Annotated in this window: 22 protein-coding genes; 7 read left to right on the top strand and 15 right to left on the bottom strand. The window is 71.4% G+C overall.

The features are described 5' to 3' along the window. Positions 1-49 precede the first annotated feature (49 nt). Complete coding sequence (locus tag JYK02_RS32995) at positions 50-733, top strand: ArsR/SmtB family transcription factor (RefSeq protein WP_207056889.1); 684 nt, start codon at positions 50-52, stop codon at positions 731-733. Here JYK02_RS32995 and proC read toward each other — a convergent pair. Further along, complete coding sequence (proC, locus tag JYK02_RS32990) at positions 715-1,566, bottom strand: pyrroline-5-carboxylate reductase (RefSeq protein WP_207056888.1); 852 nt, start codon at positions 1,564-1,566, stop codon at positions 715-717. The two genes, JYK02_RS32995 and proC, sit on opposite strands and share 19 nt — an antisense overlap. Positions 1,567-1,581: 15 nt before the next feature. Continuing rightward, entirely contained in the window at positions 1,582-2,358 is a 777-nt protein-coding gene (locus JYK02_RS32985; RefSeq protein ID WP_207056887.1) for a DUF481 domain-containing protein, read from the bottom strand. A gap of 144 nt (positions 2,359-2,502) precedes the next feature. Here JYK02_RS32985 and JYK02_RS32980 point away from each other — a divergent pair, with 144 nt between their 5' ends. After that, on the top strand, positions 2,503-3,390 hold the full coding sequence (locus tag JYK02_RS32980; protein WP_207056886.1) for a PhzF family phenazine biosynthesis protein: 888 nt from the start codon (positions 2,503-2,505) through the stop codon (positions 3,388-3,390). Positions 3,391-3,550: 160 nt separating this feature from the next. After that, on the top strand, positions 3,551-4,219 hold the full coding sequence (locus JYK02_RS32975) for an Hsp20/alpha crystallin family protein (RefSeq protein ID WP_207056885.1): 669 nt from the start codon (positions 3,551-3,553) through the stop codon (positions 4,217-4,219). Positions 4,220-4,236: 17 nt separating this feature from the next. On the opposite strand, the gene JYK02_RS32970 is transcribed toward JYK02_RS32975, so the two are convergent. Genes JYK02_RS32970 through JYK02_RS40825 form a run of 3 tightly spaced genes read right to left on the bottom strand, consistent with a single transcriptional unit; the run spans position 4,237 to position 6,268 of the window. Further along, positions 4,237-4,932: a hypothetical protein gene (locus JYK02_RS32970; protein ID WP_207056884.1), complete on the bottom strand. Its 696-nt coding sequence runs from the start codon at positions 4,930-4,932 to the stop codon at positions 4,237-4,239. Further along, positions 4,929-5,594, bottom strand: coding sequence for a hypothetical protein (locus JYK02_RS32965; RefSeq protein ID WP_207056883.1), 666 nt, complete (start codon positions 5,592-5,594; stop codon positions 4,929-4,931). Before JYK02_RS32965 ends, JYK02_RS32970 begins: the two co-directional genes overlap by 4 nt. Further along, on the bottom strand, positions 5,591-6,268 hold the full coding sequence (locus JYK02_RS40825) for a Fic family protein (RefSeq protein ID WP_207056882.1): 678 nt from the start codon (positions 6,266-6,268) through the stop codon (positions 5,591-5,593). The genes JYK02_RS32965 and JYK02_RS40825 overlap by 4 nt, the downstream gene beginning before the upstream one ends. A 159-nt stretch (positions 6,269-6,427) precedes the next feature. Between JYK02_RS40825 and JYK02_RS32955 the strand changes: the two genes are divergently transcribed. Further along, positions 6,428-7,348 carry a diacylglycerol/lipid kinase family protein gene (locus JYK02_RS32955; RefSeq protein WP_207056881.1) on the top strand — a complete coding sequence of 307 codons (921 nt, stop codon included), beginning with the start codon at positions 6,428-6,430 and terminating at the stop codon, positions 7,346-7,348. Here the strand turns inward: JYK02_RS32955 and JYK02_RS32950 are convergent. From JYK02_RS32950 to JYK02_RS32915, 8 genes are all read right to left on the bottom strand, one after another. After that, positions 7,338-8,231, bottom strand: a complete 894-nt coding sequence (locus JYK02_RS32950; RefSeq protein ID WP_207056880.1) for a CheR family methyltransferase — start codon at positions 8,229-8,231, stop codon at positions 7,338-7,340. The genes JYK02_RS32955 and JYK02_RS32950 overlap by 11 nt on opposite strands. A 2-nt stretch (positions 8,232-8,233) precedes the next feature. Next, entirely contained in the window at positions 8,234-9,298 is a 1,065-nt protein-coding gene (cheB, locus tag JYK02_RS32945; RefSeq protein ID WP_207056879.1) for a chemotaxis-specific protein-glutamate methyltransferase CheB, read from the bottom strand. A gap of 11 nt (positions 9,299-9,309) precedes the next feature. Continuing rightward, positions 9,310-9,645: an antibiotic biosynthesis monooxygenase family protein gene (locus JYK02_RS32940; RefSeq protein ID WP_207056878.1), complete on the bottom strand. Its 336-nt coding sequence runs from the start codon at positions 9,643-9,645 to the stop codon at positions 9,310-9,312. A 22-nt stretch (positions 9,646-9,667) separates the two neighbouring features. Continuing rightward, on the bottom strand, positions 9,668-11,197 hold the full coding sequence (locus tag JYK02_RS32935) for an AarF/UbiB family protein (protein ID WP_207056877.1): 1,530 nt from the start codon (positions 11,195-11,197) through the stop codon (positions 9,668-9,670). Positions 11,198-11,215: 18 nt separating this feature from the next. Further along, positions 11,216-13,276 (bottom strand): methyl-accepting chemotaxis protein, encoded by a 2,061-nt coding sequence (locus JYK02_RS32930; protein WP_207056876.1) that lies wholly within the window; start codon positions 13,274-13,276, stop codon positions 11,216-11,218. Continuing rightward, on the bottom strand, positions 13,276-13,764 hold the full coding sequence (locus JYK02_RS32925) for a chemotaxis protein CheW (protein WP_207056875.1): 489 nt from the start codon (positions 13,762-13,764) through the stop codon (positions 13,276-13,278). Before JYK02_RS32925 ends, JYK02_RS32930 begins: the two co-directional genes overlap by 1 nt. Beyond that, positions 13,761-15,929, bottom strand: a complete 2,169-nt coding sequence (locus JYK02_RS40605) for a chemotaxis protein CheW (protein WP_207056874.1) — start codon at positions 15,927-15,929, stop codon at positions 13,761-13,763. Before JYK02_RS40605 ends, JYK02_RS32925 begins: the two co-directional genes overlap by 4 nt. A gap of 174 nt (positions 15,930-16,103) precedes the next feature. Next, a complete protein-coding gene (locus JYK02_RS32915; protein WP_207056873.1) occupies positions 16,104-17,027 on the bottom strand; it encodes a LuxR family transcriptional regulator in 924 nt (307 codons plus the stop codon). A gap of 288 nt (positions 17,028-17,315) precedes the next feature. Between JYK02_RS32915 and JYK02_RS32910 the strand changes: the two genes are divergently transcribed. Genes JYK02_RS32910 through JYK02_RS32900 form a run of 3 tightly spaced genes read left to right on the top strand, consistent with a single transcriptional unit; the run spans position 17,316 to position 18,989 of the window. Then, positions 17,316-18,374 carry a DUF72 domain-containing protein gene (locus JYK02_RS32910; protein WP_207056872.1) on the top strand — a complete coding sequence of 353 codons (1,059 nt, stop codon included), beginning with the start codon at positions 17,316-17,318 and terminating at the stop codon, positions 18,372-18,374. 38 nt (positions 18,375-18,412) lie between these two features. Next, positions 18,413-18,718 (top strand): hypothetical protein, encoded by a 306-nt coding sequence (locus JYK02_RS32905; protein ID WP_207056871.1) that lies wholly within the window; start codon positions 18,413-18,415, stop codon positions 18,716-18,718. Next, positions 18,657-18,989 carry a Smr/MutS family protein gene (locus tag JYK02_RS32900; protein ID WP_207056870.1) on the top strand — a complete coding sequence of 111 codons (333 nt, stop codon included), beginning with the start codon at positions 18,657-18,659 and terminating at the stop codon, positions 18,987-18,989. Before JYK02_RS32905 ends, JYK02_RS32900 begins: the two co-directional genes overlap by 62 nt. A 7-nt stretch (positions 18,990-18,996) precedes the next feature. Here the strand turns inward: JYK02_RS32900 and JYK02_RS32895 are convergent, their stop codons facing one another. Then, positions 18,997-21,717 (bottom strand): SNF2-related protein, encoded by a 2,721-nt coding sequence (locus JYK02_RS32895; RefSeq protein ID WP_242589491.1) that lies wholly within the window; start codon positions 21,715-21,717, stop codon positions 18,997-18,999. Between the two features lie 242 nt (positions 21,718-21,959). After that, complete coding sequence (locus tag JYK02_RS32890; RefSeq protein WP_207056868.1) at positions 21,960-23,288, bottom strand: DUF58 domain-containing protein; 1,329 nt, start codon at positions 23,286-23,288, stop codon at positions 21,960-21,962. Positions 23,289-23,290: the final 2 nt, after the last annotated feature.

Raw genomic sequence — 23,290 nt, 5'->3', positions numbered from 1 at the left:
GGGCACTCTCCTCCCACCGCCCTGGCCGTGTGCTAGGAAATGGTTCGCCATGGACCGAACGATGAATGCAGGGCCGGACCTCACGACGCTGGCCGGAGCGGTGGGGGACGCCACGCGGATCCGGATGCTGGAGCTGCTCATGGAGGGCAGGGCACTCGTGGCCAAGGAGCTCGCGTTTGGCACGGGCGTCAGCCCCGCGACGGCGACCGCGCACCTCCAGCGGTTGGAGCAGGCCCGGCTGGTGCGCTCCACGAAGCAGGGCCGCAACAAGGTGTTCCGCCTCGCCACGCCCACCGTGGCGCGGATGGTGGAAGCGTTGATGACCGTGGCGGTGCGGGGGCCTCGCGCTTCAGCGACTCCGGAGCCCCTGCGGGCCGCGCGCTACTGCTACGACCACCTCGCGGGCAGGCTGGGCATGGGCATCACCGACGCGCTGCTTCGGGCCGGGCACCTGTCCCTCCGCCGCCGCGCCTTCGCGCTCACCCCGAGCAGCGAGGCCTGGTTCCAGGACTTCGGCATCGACCTGACGCCCGTGCGTGAACAGCGGCGCCACTTCGCCCACCGCTGCCTGGACTGGAGCGAGCGGCGGGACCACCTCGCGGGGGCGCTGGGCGCGGCGCTCGCATCCCGGGTGCTCTCGCTGGGGTGGGTGGAACGTCAGCCTGACTCCCGTGGCCTCATCGTCACGTCTGGAGGCCAGCGGGGGCTCAAGCGTCACTTCGGCGTGACGTAGGCCGCGGCGGAGGCGTCCGCGCGCTCCCTCGTGCGTTGGATGGCGACGGACACCGCTTCACCCACGACGCGGGCGAGGCCCTGGGCTTCCAGCGTCTTCAGTCCCGCCTCGGTGATGCCTCCCGGCGTCGCCACCTCCGCGATGAGGCGCGGGGTGCTGGCGTCGGGTTCGGCCAGCAGCTTCGCCGCGCCGATGAGCGTTCCTCGAGCGAGCTCCGCCGCCTCCGCCGCGTCCATCCCGTGCGCCATCGCGGCCTGGGCCAGCGCCTCCACGAACCGGAAGACATACGCGGGGCCCGTACCAGAGACGCCGGTGCACACCGTGAGCGCTTCCTCGGACACCCAAAGCGGCCGGCCTGTTGCCGCGAAGAGCGACTCCGCGGCCCGCCGCGCGGTCTCCGTCACCCGCGTCCCGGGCGTCAGGGGCGTCACTCCCGCGCCCACTCGCACGGGCGTGTGGGGCATGGCGCGGAGCACGGAGACGCTGGAGGGCAGCGCGGCTTCCAGCTGCGCGAGCCGCACGTCCGCGGAAAGCGACACCACGGTCTGACCCGGCTCCAGGGCCGGGGAGATGAGCGCCATCAGCTCGCGCATCTGCGCCTGCCGGACCACCAGCAGGACCACCGCCGCGCCGCGCACCGCCTGCGCGTTGTCCGTGAGGACGTTCACGCCGTACCGGGAACGCAGCTCCTCGCCGCGCTCGGAGCGGCGGACTGTGACGCGGAGGTCGGACGGACGCGCGTGGCCGGAGCGCAGCAGCCCCTGGATGATGGCTTCGGCGAGCTTGCCGCCTCCAAGGAGGGCGACGGGTGCGGGAACGGGATGGGATGCCATGTCCGGAGTCTACCCCTAGAACTTCACGCCCACGGTGGTGCGCAGCTGCGTGTCCAGCGGCGGCACCGTCGCGGGCGGCGCGCTGTCGTAGGTGAGGTTGAAGCCGATGCCCACCGTGACCCGGGGATTGGGCGTCACCGCGAACAGCGTCTCGTTGAGCACGCGCAGGTCGGAGGGGCGGGTGACGCGCGGCTGGAAGTAGACCGTCTCCACCAGGTTGATGTTCTCCATCAGCTTCACCCGGGCCAGCAGGTAGCTGGACACGCGGGGATCCGTGTAGCGGTCTCCCGCGTCCACCTCGCCGTCCTTGCGCAGCCGCTCGTGCTCCACCATCAGCGCCACGCCGAAGGTGAGCCCCGTGGCCTCCGTGTTGAGCAGCACGAAGCGGGGACCCGCGCCCAGCAGCGCCCGGAACTGGAGCCGGCGGAACTCGTTGTACTCGTGCTGCGCGAAGACCTCGCCCGACACCCGATCGTTGAACCTGCGCCGGTAGCGCACGTGCTCCAGCACCTGGCTGACGATGCGCTCACCGCTGGCGAACGAGTACTCGCCCCGGATGACGCCCAGCCAGACGTCCCGCTCGGAGCGCAGCTGCCCTACCAGCGAGCCCCGGATGGAGAACAGCTCCGTGCTGCCCGTGCGCCAGTCGCCGCCCAGCTCGATGGCCGCGGCCGGCCCCAGCTCCGCCTTCTCATCGAAGAGCGCCTGCACGTTGACGATCTGTGCCGCCGCGCTGCTCGCGTGGAGCAGCACCCCCAGCACCACCCACCCACACGACTTCAGGAGACCCATGCGCCATCGCTGTGCCTGCTCGCGCCCTCCTGTTCAACCCCGTTGTGCGGCGTCCGTGTGCGTCGGTCCAGCGCTTGACGCCAGCGGGGGAGCGGAGCATGCCTGCGCCGTTTCCCAGCCCCTTCCCCTGGCCGGAGTCCGCCCATGCAGGTCCACATCATCGATGCCTTCACCCGCACCGCCGGTGCAGGAAACCGCGCGGGCGTGGTGCTCGACGCCACGGCGCTGGACGTCCCGACGATGCAGCGGACCGCCGCGGCCGTCAGCGCGTCGGAGACCGCCTTCGTCCTGTCCCGGCCCGGCGACGCCACGGTGCGCCTGCGCTACTTCACGCCCGTGGATGAGATTCCCTTCTGCGGCCACGCCACGGTGGCCACCTTCCACCTGCTCGCGGAGAAGGGGCTGCTGAAGTGCCCGGGGACGTACACGCTGGAGTGCCCCGGTGGCACCTTCGGCATCGAGCTGGAGCCCCGGGGCGGGCAAGGGACGCGCGTGTGGATCACCACGCCTCAGCCCCCCGCTGAGCCCAACCCCGTGGCCATGGAGGCGCTGATGGCCACGCTTGGCGGGACGGCCGCGCAGGTGGACCCGACGCTGCCGGTGATCCGCCAGGGCCACCGGCTGGTGGTGCCGCTGCGGCGGCTCGCGGACCTGGAGGCGCTGACGCCGCGAGGCGCGGCGATGAACGCGCTGCTGATGCCGCACGGCTTGCGCGGCGTCTACCTCTTCACCCGCGAAGCGAAGGAGGAGGGGAGCGCGGCCCAGGCGCGCTACTTCGTCCCGGGGTTCGGCATCCTGGAGGACCCCGTGACGGGCTCCGCCGCGGGGCCGCTGGCGGCGTACCTGGCCGAGCATGGGAGCCTCCGGCTGCCCGAGCAGGGCGGCACGGTGGCCAGCCGCGTCGAGCAGGGCGACACGCTGGGCAAGCCGGGCCGCATCGACATCCAGGTCACCGGGCGGCCGGGCCACATCGAGCGGGCCCGCGTGGGCGGGGTGGCCCTCACCGTGATGGACGCCACGCTGCTCGCGTAGCGAGGCTGCCGCCAATGACAGACAGCGGGGCTCGAACCCCGCGCCCTTGATGGTCCCGCACGCACGGCTAATTTGGATGGGGGATACTTCCATCCCCGCTTGAGTCACCGGTGCGAGCCGGCGGCCGGGCGCCAGCCGGACTCCACCGGGGGAGGATGTCATGGCAACGAACAACCCGAATCCGGGGGCGAAGGGGGGGCCCTCTTCCTCGCCCGCCGTGAAGAACACCCAGGCCGACGACGTGCAGGGCGGCGGCTCGCAGGCCCAGGAGCCCAGGAAGGGTACGGGCATCACCCGCCGCGAGTCCTACGCCCCCATCACCGGGCGGGAGGCCATTCCCCTGAGCCCGTTTGGACTGCTGCGCCGGATGATGGAGGACATGGATCAGCTCTTCACCGACTTCGGGGGCAGGGGCCTCATCGGCCGGAGCAGCGTGCTGGACGAGGGCCTCTGGTCACCGCAGGTGGACGTGCTGGAGCGCAACGGCAATCTCATCGTGAAGGCAGACCTACCGGGAATGAAGCAGGAGGACATCCACGTCGAGCTGCTGAGCGACATGCTTGTGATTGAGGGCGAGCGCAGCTTCGAGAAGGAGGAGGAGTCGGAGACCGAAGGGGTCTGGAGCCTGGAGCGCAGCACCGGTTCGTTCCACCGGGCCATCCCGCTGCCAGAAGGCATCGACACGGAGACGGTCCAGGCGAACTTCGAGAACGGCGTGCTGGAGGTCTCCCTGAAGCTTCCGCAGCCCCAGCCGCAGGGCAAGCGCATCGAGGTGAAGGGAGGCTCGGGCGGGCAGGCCCGGCTGAAGCCCGGGAAGCCCATCCACTGAAGGGACGGGCGCGTGATTCAGTGCGTGTGCCGGCGGCCCTCGTCCTCCACGACGGCCGCCGCCACCTTCTCCGCGGAGTCGCGCAGCTCCCACTCGCCCGGCGTGTGCCAGGACTCGAAGGCGAACAGCTTTCGCATCAGCTTGCCGGCCTGATAGCCCGGGCGCAGGCCGAGGGCGTCGAACATCCACGACAGCGCCTCATCCGCGAAGGTGTACCAGGCCTCCTCGCCGCCCATGGCTTCGATGGTGAGGTTCATCGTGGTGACGATGCCGTCCGCCAGCGCCAGCAACCGGATGTCCGTGTCCTCGGGGGCGGAGGGCAGGTCGCGCTTCAATGCCTGGAAGTGGGCGTCCAGCTTGAACAGCCATTCGCGTGACCGCTCCAGCGCGTCGATCATGAGCTGGATGTTGTATTCCACGTCCATGTTCGGCGTGGGCTTCTGTCTGAAGAAGCGATGGCACCAGCAGTAGCCGCCGAAGCTCTCATTGCCCAGGTACAGGCCCGTCTCCGTGTACCAGGGGCCCAGGTTCTGGCCGAGGAGCCGCTGGACGTGTTTGGCCATCGTGTCGTGCTGCTCGTCCGTGAGCTTGCGCGTCCCCGGAGGCACGCGCGGCGCCAGGTATTCGCGCAGCAGGCGGATGAGCTTCTCCGGCGCATACCCCTCCAGGCTGTCGCGGATGAGCAACCAGTGGCCCAGGGCCGACCGGGTCATACCGCTATCTCCGCCACCCGCGCCGCCGCGGCCCGGAGGACTTCCGGAGGGGGCGCGATCCAGGACTCGAAGACGAAGGCGGTGTCCAGCAGCTCCTCCGTGGCGTCCGATACGGGCAGCCCCATCGCCTCGATGCACCACGACATGGCGTCCTGCGCGACCGAGTACCAGGTCTCCTCGCAGGACGTCGTCTCCGCCGTCAGGTCCACGCTCCGCACCAGCCCTTCCTCGAGCGCCTTCGCCCGGAGGGCCTTGTCGTCGCCCGCTGCCTCGATCTGACGGCGCGCGGTCTGATACACGCCGTCCAGCGCGTACAGAAACGAACGGATCCGCTCCAGCGACGTCAGCATGAGCTGAATGTTCTCATTCACATCCGTCGTGCGATGCGGCGGGTTCTGGTTGAAGAACGAGTGGCACCAGCAATAGCCCCCCAGGACTTCATTGCCCAGGGGCAGGCCGCTCATGGTGTACCAGGGCCCCAGCTCGTTCTTGAGCAGATCCTGGACGGCGTTCTGCGCCTGCTTGAGCCGGCTCGGATGGATGCTGCCGACCCGCAGCGGAGCCAACGCCTCCCGAAGCCGGGAGGCCAGTTGCTCCGGCGAATAGACATCCAGGCTGTCGCGGATGCGCCGCCACGTGAACGCCGAAGTATCACTGCTCATTCAGGCACCTCATTGCGGCACGGGGCGTCCGGCCCCGCGATGGTCCGGGCCAGCAGCCTTGCCAGCCGCGTGTAGTTCACCGCGTCTCCCGGACGCTTGGGCCACAGCACCACGGGCGCCAGCGGCGGTGTGGGCAGCCGGCCCCGGCGCAGCATGTATTCCAGCCACAGCCGCGCCGCGCGCGCGTTGCCGTCCGGGAAGGGATGGAAGAAACACAGGTCCAGGTACAACCGCGTGGCATGCGCCACCGGATGGCGGTCCTCGCGAGCGTCCGCCTCCACCTTCTCGCGGAAGGCCGCCTCCAGCCCGGGCTCGAGCGCGTAGCGGTGCGCGCCACCCCACGCGAAGGCGTCGCCGTCGCGAAAGCCCGTGGGCCCGCCCAGCAGCTCCGACTGGACCTCCAGCATCCGGGCGAAGGTCAGCGGCTCGCCCGCGTCCGCGAGTCGCCGCACCCGGGCCAGGGCCTGCTTGAAGCGCTCCGTCCGCGCGGCCCCCTGCGTTTCATGGGCCGGTGCGTCATGGCGCAGGAGGAAGTCCTCCTGGGTCCCCGTCTCCCGGAAGGGCTGCCGCGCCGCCGCGGCCAGGTCCGCCCGGAGCGCGGGCAGCGCCCAGTCCAGGGCGCGCGTGGCCTCCCGGTGGGGCGCGAGCTGCTCGGTGGCGGTGGGGACTTTCACTCGGGGTCCGGGGCGGAAGAGGGGGGGCGGGAAGCCCAGCACGGAGCGGTCTGGGTGACAAACACCCCGGCCGGCGGGGTCCTCCTGCGGGTCACAGAGTGGAGCCTGGGCGCACAATTGCGTAAACAGGCCGTTCTGGCAGCAGGGAGAAGGCACTGAATGAAGACGTTCCTCGTGGTCAACCCGCGCAGCGCCAACGGGCAGACGGGGAAGCGATGGGTGGAGATCTCCGCGCAGGTGGGCAAGGTGCTCGGCGAGTTCGGGCACGGCTTCACCAGCGGCGGCATGGATGCGGCGCGTCTGGCGCGGCAGGCCATCGACGACGGCTATGAGTGCATCGTCGCGGTGGGCGGTGACGGCACCCTCAACGAGGTCACCAACGGCTTCTTCCGCGACGGGAAGGTCATCAACCCGCAGGCGGCGTTGGGCCTGCTGCCCCGCGGCACCGGCGGAGACTTCCGCCGCACCTTCGGGTGGGACCTGGAGCTGACGTCCGCGCTGGAGCGGCTGCGCACGGAGAAGACGGAGCCGTTCGACGTGGGACGGCTGGAGTTCATCGGCAACGACGGCAACCCGGCCACGCGCTTCTTCGCCAACATCGCCTCGTTTGGCGTGAGTGCGGTGGTGGCCCGCGAGGTGAACCAGGGCAGCAAGGCGCTGGGCGGCAACCTGAGCTTCATGTGGGGCACCGTGAAGGGCCTCCTGAAGTACCAGGAGCGGCAGGTGCGCCTCACGGTGGATGGCGGCACGCCGGAGACGGTGAGCGTCACCGCGGTGGCCGTGGCCAACGGGCGCTACTTCGGCAGCGGCATGTTCGTCGCGCCCGACGCGGTGACGCACGACGGCCTGTTCGACGTCACCATCTGGTCCAACTACGGCCTGTCCGACTTCGTCCTCAAGTCGAAGGGCGTCTACAACGGCGACCACGTCACCTGGAAGGGCACGCGGCGGCTGCGCTGCCGCACGATCCACGCGGAGTCGGAGGACGGCGACGTGTTCCTGGACGTGGACGGCGAGACGCCGGGCCGGCTGCCCTGCACCATGACGCTGCTGCCCGGCGCCATCCGCCTCAAGGTGTAGCGCCGGAGCGGGGAGGGCGCGGCGCATCCCGCATGGGGGCGCCCGCGCTGGTCTGCGACGCGGGCGTGGGGCGGTACCAACTGGTCTGTCCAATCAGGTGCCGCGTGAAGCCGTCCTCGCCCAGGGGAGAGGCCTCCGCGGCGCCCAGCACCAGGTAGCCCTCCGCGTGGATCATCCGCCGCACGCGCGCGAGCACCGCGTGCCGGGTGGTCGCGTCCCAGTAGATCATCACGTTGCGAAGGAAGACGAGGTCCACGGGCGCTTCCGGTGGGAAGTCGTCCATCAGGTTGAGCGGCCGGAACTCCACCGGCCTGCGCACCTGTTCGTTCAGCCGCCATTTGTCGCGGTCCTGATGGAAGTAGCGCTGGCGCAGCTTGGGTGACAGGCCCCGGTGGATCTCCTGCGCGTCGTAGCGGGCCTCGCTGGCGCGCATGAGCGCGCGGGTGGAGAAGTCCGTGGCGAGGATGCGCACCGTCCAGCCGGTGATGAGCAGCCCGGCCTCCGCCAGCGTCATCGCCACGCTGTAGGGCTCCTGGCCGTAGGCGCACGCCGCGCACCAGATGCGCAGCGTCCGCGTGCGGGAGCGCTTCGCCAGCAGGGCGGGCAGGACCGTGGTGCGCAGGGCGTCGAACACCGGCGCGTCGCGGAAGAAGGCCGTCTCGTGGTTGGCCAGCGCCTCCGCCAGCCGCTGGTGGAGCGGGCTGCTCTCCGGCTGTGAGCGAAGCCGCGCGACCAGGGCGGAGATGTCCGGCAGATGCTCCTCGCGCATGAGCGGCGTGAGCCGCGTCTCCACCAGCGCGTGCGTGTCGGGCTCCAGCACGAGCCCGGAGCGGCGCAGCACGCGCTTGCGCAGATACGCGAAGTCGTCGGGAAGCAGGGACATGATCAGGTCCTCCGTCCGCGCGGATCCACGCGCCGCACCAGCTCCAGGGCCAGGGCGTCCAGGGGCACCACCGCATCCGCGAGCCCCGCCTGCTCCACCGCGCCCGGCATGCTGCCGATGACACAGCTGGCCTGGTCCTGCACCACCACTTGACCGCCCGCTTCGCTCACCTTGCGGCAGCCGCGCAGCCCGTCCTGGCCCATGCCGGTGAGCACCACCGCCAGCACGCCCGCGCCGTAAACCTCCGCCGCCGAGCGGAAGAGCAGGTCCACCGCCGGACGGCACGCGTTCTCCGTGGGCCCCTGGTGCGTGAGCAGCCGCACGCCCCCCGCGTCGCGATACACGGCGAGGTGGAAGTCCCCCGGGGCGACCCACACCGCGCCAGGCTGCACGGACGCACCCGTCACGGCCTCTCGAACGGAGAGCGGGCTCACGCCCTGCAACCGCTCCGCGAGCAGCCGCGTGAAGAGGGGAGGCATGTGCTGCACGATGAGCACCGGCACCGGCAGGTCCGCTGGCAGCGCGGACACCACGCGCACCAGCGCGCCCGGGCCTCCGGTGGACGCGCCGATGACGATGGCCTCCACCCGCGCGGGCACCCGAGGCCGGGGCTGAAGTGCGCGCGTCGCCGGGAACGGCGCCATCGTGGGGGACGGGGGACGCACGTCGAACGCCCTGAGCTTGCGCACCAATTCGTCGCGCACGGACTCCACGGTGACGTTCATCCCGCCCGCGGACGTGGGCTTCGTCACGTAGTCACGTGCCCCCAGCGCGAGCGCCTCCAGGGTCAGCATGCCGGCGCGTTCGGTGAGCGCGCTGAACATCACCACGGGCAGCTCCGGGGCGCGCTGGCGCAAGAGCTTCAGCGTCTCCAGCCCGTCCAGCTCCGGCATCTCCAGGTCCAGCAGCACCACGTCCGGCTGGAACTGCTCCACCTTCGCCAGGGCGATGCGGCCGTTGGCCGCGGTGGCGACGACCTCCAGGCCGGGCGCCGAGCCCAGGAGCTGCGACACCTGTCGCCGCACCACGGCCGCGTCGTCGACGACCAGGACCCGGATGGCGTTCATTCGCACCCGTGTCACCGGACCGCGTGCGCGACCGGGCAGCGGCCGGAGGGGACGCTGGAGGCCGCATCGCCATACACCTCGTGGCGCGGGCGGCTCGCGAGGATGGCGCTCGCGCCCCAGTCCGTCACGCGGTGGAAGGCCTCGGACGCGATGAAGGCGTCGAAGCCCTCGCGGCTGTGCCACTCGGAGACGATGAGGTAGCGCCCCGGCGCCCCCACGCTCTTGAACAGCTCCGTGTGCGCGTGCGCCGGCAGCGTCCGCATCGCCTCCAGGACGAGCGCGAACTTCCGCTCGAAGGCTTCCGCCTTGCCCTCACGCACCTCGTAGTTCATGCCGATGGTGACCATGCGTCACGTCCTTGTCTGTCTTTCACTCGAGCCAGACCCGGACGTGGCGGTCGCCCTCGTCCAGGTGGAACAGCTCCGACGGCCGCAGTCCCGCCGCGACCGCCTCCGCGCCGATGGCGACCGGATCCAGCCCCCGCGCCGAGAGCTTCCGTGGCAGGTCCTCCGGCAACAGGTCCTCCAGGTGCGCCGTCACGTCCGCGCGGAAGGTCAGCGCGACGCGCGTGTGCTCCCCTTCGGTCACGCGGACCTTCAGGTAGAGCGCGGTGCCCTCCACCCGCGCCTCGGGCGGCGACGGCGGAGGCGGGAGCGACGGGGCGCGGGCCTCCTCCAGCAGCGGCCCCCATGCAATGGGCGCATCCAGGACGTCGAGGTGGCGCACCAGCCCGTGGAACGCGCGCAGGACGAACAGGAGCGACGCGGGCCCGGCCGCGCGGAAGTTCCAGCGGTGCGGTCCCAGCGCTTCGGTGAGCCGCGCCCCCAGCCGCCAGTTCTTCGCGCGGAAGGGTCCGTCGAGGAGGAAGGGCTCCAGCAGCACGCGGCTGACGGCGGGCAGCGCCTCCGCCATGGGCTCCAGCAGCTCCGGCGTGAAGCCCATCATCACCCACGCGGAGACCAGTTGCTCCGGACGCGGCGTGGTGTCGGGGCACCGGAGGAGGGAGATCAACCGCCCCAGCCCCGCGGCCAGCTCCGGCGCCAGCGGCTTCACGCAGCCGAAGTCGAGCACCCCCAGCACGGGCTTGCCATCGGGTCCCCGGGACACGCGGTAGTTGCCCGGGTGCGGATCCGCGTGGAGCGCGCCCCACGTGAAGCAGCCATGGAGGAACAGCCGGACCAGCGTGGTGGACAGCGCCCGGCGGTCCGCTTCGCTCCAGCGCCATCCCTCCGCGAGGGATTCACCTTCCACCCAGCTCATCACCAGCAGGTCTTCACGGGTGAGTTCGTCCACGGGCACGGGCACGACGACGCCCGGCACGTCCGCCATGCGCGCGCCCGCGTTGCGCAGGGCCTGGGCCTCGTGGTGGTAGTCCAGCTCACCCTGGATCATCCGGGCCAGCTCGTGGCGGTAGGCGGACATGTCCAGCTTCCCGCGCCAGCCTCCCAGCGGCGCGGCCAGCCATCCCAGCGCGCGCAGGTCATCCCGCACGGCCTCCGCGATGCCCGGGTGCCGCAGCTTCACCGCCACGGTGCGTCCGTCGCGCAGCACGCCCCGGTGCACCTGGCCCAGCGACGCGGCGATGCCCGCGCCGTCCAGCGACGTGAACACCTCCTGCCACGGGCGGCCCAGGCGGCGGGACACCTCCGCCAGCGCATCCTCCGGCGCGAGCGGGGAGGGCGCCTCCGCGAGCGAGCCGAACCCCGGCGTCTCCGCGCCCAGCTCCGCGAGCGTGAGCACCTGGCCCACCTTCTGTGGCAGCCCTCGAAGGCCCAGGAGCCGCTGGGTCAGCTCGCGCCGCACGCGCTCCGCGTCCTGGGGACGGGAGACCCGCCGCAGACGCGTGGAGACGCGGGCCACCTGACCCAGCTCCCACCACCGCTTCAATCCGGTTCGCACGTGCCGTGGCTCCCCGCGCTACTTCGCCCGCGTCTGCTTGTCCGTGGTGTCCAACTGCACGACCAGCCGTTGCAGCGACTGCGCCATGTGCGCCAGCTCCACCGCGGAGCGCTGCGTGCTGCCCGCGCCCTCGGTGGTGCTGCGCGCGGCCTCCGCCACGGCGGCCATGTTCTCGGAGATTTGCTGGCTGCCCTTGGCTGCCTCGCCCACGTTGCGCAGGATCTCGCCCGCGGTCGCCGTCTGCTCTTCGACCGACGAGGCGATGGACGTCTGCAGTTCGTTGATGCGGCTGATGGTGGCGCCGATCTCCAGGATGGCGTTGACGACCTCCTCGGTGTCGCCCTGGATGCTGCCGATCCGCTGACCGATGTCCTCCGTGGCGCGGGCCGTCTCGCGCGCCAGTTCCTTCACCTCGTTGGCCACCACCGCGAAGCCCCGGCCCGCCTCGCCCGCGCGCGCCGCCTCGATGGTCGCGTTGAGCGCGAGCAGGTTCGTCTGCTGCGCGATGGAGGTGATGACCTTGATGACCTTGCCGATGTCCTGGCTGCTGGTGCCCAGCTTGCCGACGAGGCCGGAGGTCGTATCCGCCAGCTTGACGGCGGACGCCGCGACCTTGGCCGCGGCGCTGGCGTTGCGCGCCACCTCTCGGATGTTCGCGTTGACCTCCTCCATGCCGGACGCGACGCTCTGCACGTTGCGGCTGACCTGCTCTGCGCCGGCGGAGACCTGGGTGGCCTGCGCCGCGGTCTCCTGCGCGTTGCTCACCATCTGCTGGCTGACGCTGGACAGCTCCTGCGACGATGCCGCGAGCGTCTGCGAGTGCTGCGTCACCTCCTGGAAGATGCCGCGCAGCGTGCTGTCCAGGTCCTGCTCGCGCTTCTGCACGGCGAGCTTCTCCGTGATGAGCTCCCACGTCACCATGGGGCCCAGGTATCGGCCCTGGCCGTCGTACACCGCCGTCACCAGCAGGTCCGCGACCTCCGGCCCGATGGGGATGTTCGCGCGCACCGGCAGGTTCTTGTCGTTGGCCAGGATCTTCCGCTGGTACGCCGAGTCGCGGTGGAAGATGTCGATGGTGGCCCCCAGCACCCGGTCCGCGCTGACGGGCAGGTGCTTCTCCACCCGCTGGAGCAGCCGGCGCGAGGCGGGGTTCAGGTAGACGATCTTCAGGTCCTTGTCGGCCGCCATCACGCAGGTGGGCGCGTTCTCCAGCATGGCCCGCAGGCGCGCCATCTCCGTGTCCACGCGCTGCTGATCCGTGATGTCCGTCCACGTCACCACGTAGCCGCTGAGCGCTCCGCCACGGCCCTCGATGCCGTCGACGTGGGCCTTGAGCAGCGTGGGGCCCACCGCGAAGGTCGTCTCGTACGGCAGCCCCGAGGGCGTGCTCAGCCGGTCCTCCTCCAGCCGCAGCAGGTGCTCGAAGTGGCCGAGGAAGTCGTTGCCCGCCGCGTCCCCCGCGCCGTCGCTGATGCGCTCGATGGCCTCCGTGGCGGCCGCGTTGATGAAGACGACGCCCAGGTCCGCGTCCAGGACGAACAGGTTGACCCGCGCCGCGTTGAGCAGCGTTTCATTGAAGGCGCCCGAGAGCGGCGTGGCCGCGCGGCGGCGGGAGGAACGGGCCGCGGGCGCGGACACCGCGGCGACCCGGCGTCCCTCGGTGCGAGGGGCACGCGCCGGAGTGCGCTTCGCGGCGGGCCGGCGGATCTTCGCCTCGCTCGGCGTCCCCACGGCCGACAGCAGCTCGCGGGCGACGGGGCCCGGCACGTCCAGCTCATCCAGCACGGTGGCCAGGTGTTCGGCGACGCGCTCGAAGTGGTGCGGACGCAGCTCCATCCGCGCGTGCACCTCGCCCATCGACGGGCCGCGATAGACGGCCGGGCCGCCCAGGTGCTGGGTGAGGAACGCGACCATCTGGCGCTGGAGCTGCACCAGGTCCGCGCGGCGGAAGAAGGGCTTGAGCAGCGCGTCCGTCATCACCCGCGCGTAGAGCTTCTGCACGGCGGCCGTCAGCGGGGCCTTGCCGCCCAGGCGCTGGAAGAGGGTGGTTTTCAAGTTGGGCGCGGTCGAGCGGGCCATCAGCGGGACTCCTGGGGAAGCACGGGGAAGGAAGGGGAGGCGGAGGCGCTGGTCGCGGGCGCGAGCCCGTTCACCACCGCGTCCGCGGACAACACGAGCAGCAGCCGGTCCGGCAGCGCATGGACGCCCAGGAGCAGCGAGCGCAGTGAACCGCGCAGGTTGTCCGGCAGGGGCGCCAGGTCCGACTGCTCGAAGGGGAGGATGTCGCCAATGGCATCCACGCGAAGGCTCACCGCGCCCTCGTCGCCGCGCAGGACGACGTGGGGCGCGTCCGAGGGGGCATTGCCGTCGGGCAGGTCCAGGCGGCGGCGCAGGTCGATGGCGGGGACGATCTGCCCGCGCAGGTTGAGCAGCCCCGCGACCTCCGGGGGCGCGCCGGGCACGCGCGTGAGCGGAGGCGGCATGAGGATTTCCTGCACGCGTTCGATGTCCAGGCCGAACAGGTGGTCGCCCACCAGGAACGAGCACATCTGTCGGGACGCGCTCACGGCGCACCTCCTGTCAGCAGCTCCGGGTGCACGGCGCGCACGGTGCCCTCCACGTCCAGGAACTCGGTGGCCCGGCTCTGCACCACCATGGACCCCAGCACGCCCGGGCGGCGCGTCTCGCGCTGGAGTGAAACCTCCACCTCCGCGACGTCGAGGATGGCGTCCACCACCAGCCCCACGCGCGTGTCCGCGTGCGTGGCGACGACGACGGACAGCGACTCGCCGAACGCGACCTGGAGCCCCTGCGTGAGCCGCTCCGTCGCGCCGGGCCTCGCCTCCAGCACGGAGGCCACGCGCACCAGCGGCAGCAACTGGCCGTGATAGCGCGCCATCTCCATGCCTCCGCTCAGCCGCTCCACGTCCGACGCGGGCAGCTCTTCCAGCCGGGCCACGCGGGACAGCGGGATGGCCACCCGGCCCTCCGCGCCGGTGCGGCACAGCAGCACCCGCTCGCGCGCGTCCTCGGGAGCAGGCGCCTCCGGGACGACCTCGGGGACGACGACCTGGGCCGGCGTCTCGGCGACGGTGCCCACGCGGCGGCCCAGCCCCATGGCATCCAGGATGAGCGCCACGCGCCCATCTCCCAGCACCGTCGCGCCCGCGTAGCAGGCCAGTCCCTTCAGGTGCTTCCACAGCGGCTTGACGACGATCTCCTCCGTGTCGTGGATGGCGTCCACCCACAGCCCGAAGGTGCGCTCCCCGGCCTGCAACACGACGAGGGTGGCGCCCTCGTCCAGGTCCGGCGTCGCGGGACCCACGCCCAGCTCGGAGGCCAGCACCACCAGCGGCAGCAGCTCTCCGCGCAGCCGGAGCACGCACGCGCCCTGGATGCGGGTGATGTCCCTGCGGGCCTGGGCCGGATCCAGCCACACCACCTCCCGCAGGGAGGCCTGCGGCAGCGCGTAGCGGTCGCCCCGGCACGTCACGAGCAGCGCCGGGATGATGGCCAGCGTGAGGGGAATCTTCAGGGTGAACGTCGTGCCCTGACCGGGCCGGCTGTGCACCTCCACGGTGCCGCCAATGCGCTCCACCTGCGTGCGCACCACGTCCATGCCCACACCCCGGCCGGACAGCGACGTGACGCGCTCCGCGGTGCTGAAGCCCGGCATGAAGATGAGCATCATCGCGTCCGCGTCCGGAAGCCGCGCCGCCTGGTCGGCCGTGAGCAGGCCCCGCTGCACCGCGACCTGCCGCACGCGCTGCACGTCGATGCCCGCGCCGTCGTCGGACATGCCCAGGTGCACGAGCCCGCCCTCGTGCGACGCGCTCAACGTCACGCACCCCACGGGCGGCTTGCCCGCTTCGCGGCGTTGCTCGGGCGTCTCCACGCCGTGGTCCACGGCGTTGCGCAGCAGGTGGGTGAGCGGATCATGCAGCGCCTCCACCAGCGTCTTGTCCAGCTCCGTGTCCGCACCCTGGAGCTGCAGCCGCACCTGCTTGCCGCACCCGTGCGCCAGCTCGCGCACCAGCCGGGGGAAGCGGTTCCACACCTGGCCCACCGGCTGGAGCCGCGTCTTCATCACCACCTGCTGCACCTGCGTGGTGATGACGTCCAGCCGCTGCGACGCGGTCATCAGGTCCGCGCCCGGCGTGGGCGAGGCGGCGCACTGGAGGATGCGGTTGCGCGCCAGCACCAGCTCCCCCATCAGGTTCATCAGCCGGTCCAGCAGCGCCACGTCCACGCGCAGCTTGGCGTCCACGCCGGTGGCGGCGCCGCGCCAGGGCAGGGCGCCCGGAGGCGTCAGGGGCTCGGAGACCACGACCGGCGCGCTCGGGGTCGCCGCGCCCGCCATGCGCGCGAGCAGCGCGGAGTGGTCCACCGCGGGCTCCAGCCCGGTGGCCTCGATGTGCTCCAGCGCCGCGCGCGCCGCGTCCGCCAGCGCCAGCAGCGTGGACACGCGCTCGCGGTCCAGCACCAGGCGCCGGTCGCGCGCCAGCCCGAGCAGCTCCTCGGCGGCGTGCATCAGCGCTTCCAGGCGGGTGAAGCCCAGGAAGCCGCAGGTGCCCTTCACGGTGTGCAGGCTGCGGAACAGCTGCGCCAGCAGCGGCTGCGAGCCCGGCTGCGCCTCCAGCTCCAGCACCGTCGCCTCGATGCTCTGCACATGCTCGCGGGACTCGAGGAGGAACTCCCGCATCACGTCGTCCCAGCCCGGAGTCTCACCCACGGAGAGGTCGCCCTTGGACGGAAGTCCAGACAGACTGTATGTCTTTGATGGTATGGCTTTGACTGGCGCTGCCCATGGGCAACGGCCCCCCCGACCCCCGGACTCCAGGGTCGAACCGCCAGCATGGCGCAATGCGTGCTTTAAGAAAGCTGTCCCGGAGGGAAGGGGTCCTGGTCAGAAGAACAGGCGGAGCAGGTCATACCGCGTCTCCGCTCCCAGCTTCCGGAGCAGGTTCGCCTGATGGAATTTTACGGTGCGCTCGGTAATCCCTAACACGGTCGAGATGTCCGCGGGCGAGCGGCCGAGCGCGAGATATCGCAACACATCGCCTTCCCGCTCCGACAGCCGCGCCGCGCTCGCCATGCGCCGCACCTTCGCCTCGAAGAGGCCGCTGAGCGTGGCGTCTCCGATGGTGTGCACGCTGACGCGCGCGGTGCCGGCGCCGGTGGGCGTGGCGGTGACGACCTCGTAGCCGTCGCCGTGCGCGGGGGCCTGCCGCACGATGGTGTGGGGCCAGGACGTGGGGGACGTCGCCGTCAGCGGGCAGTCCAGGCAGGGCGCGTCCCGGTGGGCGAAGGCGCCGAAGCAGGGCCGGCCCACCATCTCCTCCTGCTGCGCGTGCCCGGAGGTCCACACCGCCTTGAGCGTCCCGAACGACGCCAGCTCGGTGGAGATTTCGTAGTTCAGGTCCTGGTGCGGTCCAGAGGCGTGGGCCGGCTCCACGCTGGCGGCGCGCTCCGGGACGGAGAGGCGTGGCGACGCTCGCGTGATGATGGCCACCAGCCGCAGCGGCGGCTGGCCCACGGCGGCCACGTCCAGCTCCACCGACAGCCGCTCGCCGTCGCGGGTGAGCACCTCCGTCTCCAGCCGGGTCTCGGCGCTGGTGAAGATGGCGCGCAGCGCGCGTCCCACCTCGCGGCCGTGCTCGCGCGGCGAGCAGACCTCCGTCCATCGCCGCCCCAGCAATTCCTCACGGGGCCGGCACAAGAGCGACGTGAAAGCGCCGTTCGCCAGCTCGATGCGCCCGCGCCGGTCCATCACCACGATGGGGCGCGTGTCCCGCTCGGCGAGCAGGGATGCCGTCAACGACCAGTCCATGATGCCCCCCAGCCGTTGCAACCACGGTCAAGCTTTACAGATTTGATGCTGAAATCCTCGGTTTGACTATCTTACCGCGCTCCGATTGCGTTTGCATTTGGACACACGGCAATCACAGACCGCCGCGTCAGCAGGGAGACAGGTCGTGCGTGCCCGTCCGCCTGGAGGGCGTGCCAGAAACCTGGAACGTCGTCCCGATTCCAGGCAACCTGCTGCATCGGCCAGGCTCCGGGATTACTGCCTGGGTCCCACCCTGGTTTCTTCCTCGCTGGGAGAGGAGCTGAACGCATGAGCGCATCGCGACGACCCGCGCAGTTCGACCTCTTCACCGGCGCGGTGGAGGAGCCTCCCGTGTCCTCGCGGCGCCGGACCCAGCCGGTAGGGCCCGCGGAGCCGTCCGACAGCCTGCGCATGCTGGGCGAGCAGCTTCCCCGGGGCGTCTACCTGGGCACGTCGTCGTGGACCTTCCCGGGCTGGAACGGCCTCGTCTACGACCACGAGGCCAGCACCACCCAGTTGGCGCGCGAGGGCCTGGCCGCCTACGCGCACCACCCGGTGCTGCGCACGGTGGGCATCGACCGGACGTTCTACGCGCCGGTGCCCGCCACCACCTTCGCCGAGTACGCCCAGCAGGTGCCGGACGGCTTCCGCTTCCTCGTGAAGGCCCACGAGGCGTGCACGCTGGCGCGCTTCCCCGTGCACGAGCGCTACGGCGCGCACCGGGGGCAGGTGAACGACCGCTTCCTCCAGGCGGCCTACGCGGTGGACCACGTGGTGGCGCCGTTCCTGGAGGGGCTGGGCGACAAGGCCGGCCCGCTCGTCTTCCAGTTCCCGCCGCAGGACCCCGCGGCGCTGGGCGGCGCGGGCCGCTTCGTGGAGCGGCTGCACGCGTTCTTCTCCGCGCTGCCCAAAGGCCCGCTGTACGCGGTGGAGGTCCGCAACGAGGAACTGCTCACGGAAGCCTTCGCGCAGGCGCTCGCGGACACGGGCGTGAGCCCGGTGCTCGCGGTGTGGGCCCACATGCCGCCCGTCGCGCGGCAGGCGAAGCTCACGCGCGCCTTCGAGGCCCGCGCGGTGGTGGTGCGCTGGATGCTGCCGCCGAACCTCGGCTACGAGGAGGCCTACGCCCGCTACGCGCCCTTCAACCGGCTGGTGGACGAGGACGTGGGCACCCGCGACGTGCTGGCCCGCGTGTGCATGGCCGCCGTGCGGCGCGAGCGACCCGTCTTCGTGACCATCAACAACAAGGCGGAAGGCAGCGCTCCTTTGTCCGCCGTCCGGCTCGCGGAACGCGTCGTGTCACACAAGGAGGAGGGCGGCCAGCGAAGCGCTGCTCACGCAACATGACTTGCGCGCGAGCACGCCGCTTGCTTACGTGAAAGTCCATGATGGCGATGACCCTGGCTGCCCTGCTGATGCAGATGACCTCCGCCGGTGGTGCCGGCTCGGAAGGCAAGCGGGCGGGCAACCACGTCGACGAGGCGAATGCCCACCCCCGCGCAGCGGTGAAGGAGGAGATCTCCACGCTCAAGGGGGAGATCACCAGCCTCAAGGAACAGTTCCGGCTCGCGCGCGAGCGCCAGCGTCTGGCGGCCGAGGAGAAGCAGCGCCAGGAGGAGGCCCGCTACGGTGTCACGCCGAAAGCCACTCCCGCCCCTGCCGCCGGAGGGGCCCGAGCCCCCGCCCGATGAGCTGGAGGCGGTAGAAATTCCGGTCGATGGAAACCTCGACCTGCATCTCTTCCAGCCTCGCGAGGTGAGGGAACTCGTCACCGAGTACCTCTGGGCCTGCCGCCAGAAGGGCGTGCTGGACGTGCGCATCATCCACGGCAAGGGGACGGGCGCGCTGCGGCGCACCGTGCAGTCCCTGCTGCCGGGCCTGCCGGAAGTCGAAAGCTTCCGGACCGCCTCCGAGTCGGACGGAGGCTGGGGCGCGACGTGGGTGCGGCTCAAGCCCCTCTAACGGAGGCTCAGGACAGCCAGAAGTACGCGGAGGCGATGAGGGTGCGCTTCTCCGTCACGCGCCCCTTGTTGGCCAGCTCCGCCAGCTGCCGGTCCTTGGAGGCGTAGCGCTTCTCCTCCTCGTTGCGCAGCGACGCCAGCTTGCGGCGGTAGTCGCGCTCCAGGCGGTCCGCGTGCGCCCGGGCCTTCGCGCGCTCCGCGACGTCCTCGATGCCGGAGACGTCCTTGCGCGCGTCGAACCACGCCTGGCGGGCGGCCTCCACCACCTCGCGCGACTCCATCAGGCAGTCCTCGACGTAGCGGTCCGCGCGCTCCTTGGCCTTGTCCAGCTCCAACGCGTTGCGCCGTTCCGCGGCCCGAATCAGCTCATCCTTGGCGGTCATGAGCGACTGCTCTTGCATGAGCTGGACCGACACCGGCGCGGGCTGCCGCCGCTTCTCTTCCTTGGCGTCGAGCTTCGTGAAGTGGACACCGTCCGTCAGCGGCAGGGCGCGGAAGCCGCCGTCCCGGTCCTTCACCAGCACCAGGTGGACCAGCTTCTCCTCCGGCTTCAGGCCGGTGGTCTCGAACTTGTAGACGAACCACCAGCCCTCGCTGCCGGCCAGCCGCGCCAGCCGTGAGGGAAGGCCCGCCGCGTCCAACTGCAGGTAGCTGACGGTGTCCTGGGTGCGGTCGCGCACCGCGTAGGCGGCCTTGGCCACCTGGAGCCGTCCGGAGGTGCGGCTGCCCAGCACGGAGGCGGTGAGCGCCTTCGCCTCCTGCTGGCGCTTGGCCACGACCTCCTTGGCCGCGTCTCCCGCCACGCGCAGCCGGCGGCGCACGTCGCCGTCGAAGCGCTCCAGCACCACCGAGCGCATGGACGTCATGCGCTGGCTGATGGTGCCCTCCAGCTCCTCGCGCAGCTTGTCGAAGGCGGCGTTGATGTCCTTCGGGTCGCGGCAGGACTGGTAGATGTCCAGCACGCGCCGCTCGAAGTCGACGCCGCTCTCCAGCGCGCCCAGGATTTCGTCGGACGCGCCGAACACGCCGTCGAAGAGGTTGAGCTTCTTCTCCAGCAGTTCGAAGAGGCGCGCGTCCGCCGCGTTCTGCCGGTTGAGGAAGTTGAGCACCAGCACGTCGCGCTGCTGGCCGTAGCGGTGGCACCGGCCGATGCGCTGCTCCACGCGCTGCGGGTTCCACGGCAGGTCGTAGTTCACCACCAGGTTGCAGAACTGGAGGTTGAGCCCCTCCGCGCCCGCTTCCGTGCAGATGAGGATCTGCGTCTTGTTGCGGAACTCGTCCACCAGCGCCTTGCGCTCTTCGGGCGTGCCGCCGACGTCGCCGGACAGGAGGGAGATCTTGCCCTTGTAGCCGTGCTCCGACAGCAGGTTGAAGAGGTACTGCTGCGTGCGCTTGGACTCCGTGAAGATGAGCGCCTTCTCCGGCCAGGAGTGCGTGCGCATCACCGCGAAGGTGCGGTCCAGGGCGCGCTTGAGCGCCTCACCCTTGGCGTTGGTGCGGATGGAATCCGCGAGGTCCGCGTACTGGCGCAGCTCCCAGACCTCCTGCTCCAGCGTGCGGACCTGCGGCGCCTTGGAGGGGTCGTCGGACCACTCCTCGCCTTCCTCCACGAACTGCTTGGCCTCTTCCGGTTCGAAGAGCGCCAGGGCCTGCTGTCCCAGCCGCGCGGCCGCCAGACGCTTCTCCAGGTTCTCCGACAGCCGGCGCAGCGTGGGCGCGATGGCGAACGTGGAGGAGGCCAGCAGCTTGCGGTAGCACAGCGTCAGGAGCGTCTTCTTGCCGGGCTCGATGGCCGCGGCCTCCGAGCGCTGCAGGTACTCGCTGACCTTCTCGTAGAGGTCGTGCTCTTCAGGGGAGGGGAGGAAGTCCTCCACGATGCTGCGGCGGTTGGTGTAGCGGACGTACTCGCGCACCTGGCGGCGCAGCGTGCGCTGGACCACCGGGGCCAGCCGCTCCTTGAGCTCGCACGCGGCGGCCTCCGTCATGCCGCCGCCCTCGTCGGCGCGGTAGCGGCTGCGGAAGGCGTGCTCGGGGCCCAGGATCTGCTCGTCCAGGAGCGACATCAGGCCGAACAGCTCCATCAGGTCGTTCTGGAGCGGGGTGGCGGTGAGCAGCAGCTTGGGGCGCCCGGCAAGTGACGCGCGCAGCGCCTGGCCCGTCTTGTTGTTGGGGCGGTGCGCGTTCCGCAGGCGGTGGGCCTCGTCGATGATGACCAGGTCCCACGGGATCTCCGCCACCAGCGCGGAGCGGTTCGCGGCGAACGGGTGCGAGCAGATGACGGGGAAGGGCTGGTCGAAGCAGTTGTTGTGCTTCTTCACGTCGCGGCCGTCGACGAGGACGCTGTCCAGATCGAACTTCTCGCGCAGCTCCGCGGCCCACTGTGCGCGCAGCACCGCCGGGGCCAGGATGAGGATGCGGTTCTTGCCCTCCGCCATGAGCTGGGCGACGACGAGGCCCGCCTCGATGGTCTTCCCCAGGCCCACCTCGTCCGCGAGCATGCAGCCGCCGCGCGACAGCGCGTCCAGCGCGAACATCGCCGCTTCGACCTGGTGGGGGTTGAGGTCCACCTTCGCTTCGGCCAGCGCGCCGGCCAGCCGCTGCTGCGTGTCACCGCTGCGCGCCAGAAGCTCCTCGGCCAGGAGCCGCTCGTGGAAGGGCGTCAGCCCCGCCTCCACCAGCTCCTCCGCGGCACGGGCCGCGATGGCCGCGGCGTCCGCTTCCACTTCCAGCTTCAAACCCCTCGCGACCTCCGCCAAGTCCCGCCTCCCGTCCGGTTTGGAGCGTGCGCGCGTGCGCGCGAACAGTTGAGGCGCGCCATTCTGGGCAGCGATCCGCATCTGTAAAGGGGGTCCTCCCCGAGGCCGAAAACTCGGCCTCCGCGCGATTGGCAAGCGTGGCGTTCGGCGAAACGCCACACGCGTGCGCACGCGCGGGGATGTCTCAAAGGGCTTGACGAATGCGACAGGACTCCTCAGAGCCGTCCGCGCGCCTTCACGTCCAGGTACACGTTGAGTGCAGCGGCGCCGAAGCCGCGCGCCGGTGCGCGCACCACCAGCGCCCCCGCGTCGCGCAGCGTGGTGGCGGTGCGGCGGTACTCGGCCTCCATGCGGGAGGCGGCCTGCCGTGCGTACGCGGAAGGGGCGTCGCCGGGCACGTCGGTGGCGGCGGCCTCCAGGTCCTCGTCCAGCAGCGACGCGACGACAGGCAGGTGCCGGGGGCGCAGGGCCAGCGTCCGCGTGAGGAGCGCGGCGGACGCGTCCGGGTCCACCAGGTCGGTGAACAGGACCACCAGCGCGCGGCGCGTCTGGCGGGCGAACGCGAAGTCGAACGCGCGGCCGTAGTCGCTCTCTTCCAGGCCGGCCTCCGCGCGGTAGAGGGACTCGGTGATGAGGCGCAGGTGCTCCGCCCCTTTTCGCGGGGGCAGAAAGGCGCGCACGTCGCTGGCGAAGGCGAGCACGCCCACCACGTCCCCCGCGTCCAGGCTCACGCGCGCCAGCCGCAGCGCCGCGTCCACCGCGTGGTCCAGCTTCCTGCGGCCCTGCACCCGGCCCGCCATGTGGCGGCCGCAGTCCAGGAGGAGCAGCACCGGCTGGTTGCGCTCCGGCTGCCACGTGCGCACCAGCGTACGGCCATGGCGCGCGGAGGACTTCCAGTCGATGTGGCGGTAGTCGTCGCCGGGGCGGTACTCGCGCAGCGATTCGAACTCGCGGCCTTCCACCGACTTGCGGATCAGCGTGCGCGCGGACACGGCCTCTGACGCGCGCGCCAGCGTCAGCGCCTCGCGCGACAGGGCGCTCAGGTCCGGGTACACCTTCACGTCGCGGGCCGCGGGCAGCTTCACCTGCCGCGAGCAAAGCCCCAGGGGCCCCATCAGGCGCAGGTTCACGTCGCCGAAGCGCGCGTCGCCGCGAGCCGGAGGCCGCACCCGGTACGTCAGCCGCGTGGACGCGTTCGAAGCCTCCAGCGTGAAGGGCTGCCGGTGGCCGTGGCTCTCCACGTCCAGGGGCGGCTCGTCGCGCAGTTCCCCGCGCACGGGCCGGTCCGTGCGCGAACGCAGCTCCCAGCGCACGGTGTTGTCCACGCCGGAGGAGAGGATGGGCTCCACCTCGCGGTGGGCCTCCACGTCGCGGGCGCGGGGCGCGCGCACGAAGTCCACCGCGCACAGGAGCAGCACGGCCACGTCCACCGCGAGCGCCAGCCACCCGAAGGCGGGGCTCGCCACCGCGAGCGCGGCGGGCACGAGCGCCCCGGCGAACAGCGCCACGGCGAGGCCGCTGGGGACGGGACGCCCTGGGCTCACCG

Origin of the sequence: Corallococcus macrosporus, from assembly GCF_017302985.1 — a bacterium.
Lineage (GTDB): Bacteria > Myxococcota > Myxococcia > Myxococcales > Myxococcaceae > Corallococcus > Corallococcus macrosporus_A.
This window is presented reverse-complemented; position numbering and strand designations above follow the sequence as displayed.